We start from the raw sequence: 207 nt of genomic DNA on the forward strand, positions 1-207 counted from the left end.
CAGTGAATCCACCAGTGCATCAGTAAGTGCTAGCGAATCAACTTCCGCTTCAGTAAGTGCCAGTGAATCAACTTCAGCATCAGTAAGTGCCAGTGAATCAACTAGTGCATCAGTAAGTGCCAGTGAATCAACTAGTGCATCAGTAAGTGCGAGTGAATCAACTAGCGCATCAGTAAGTGGCAGTGAATCCACCAGTGCATCAGTAAG

General features: G+C 45.9%; 1 pseudogene. It reads right to left on the reverse strand.

The window, feature by feature from the left end:
* Positions 1-207 (reverse strand): annotated as a pseudogene (locus H5R88_RS01805) (hypothetical protein); the annotation flags it as partial.

The organism is Limosilactobacillus agrestis (assembly GCF_014145585.1).
Taxonomy (GTDB): Bacteria; Bacillota; Bacilli; order Lactobacillales; family Lactobacillaceae; genus Limosilactobacillus; species Limosilactobacillus agrestis.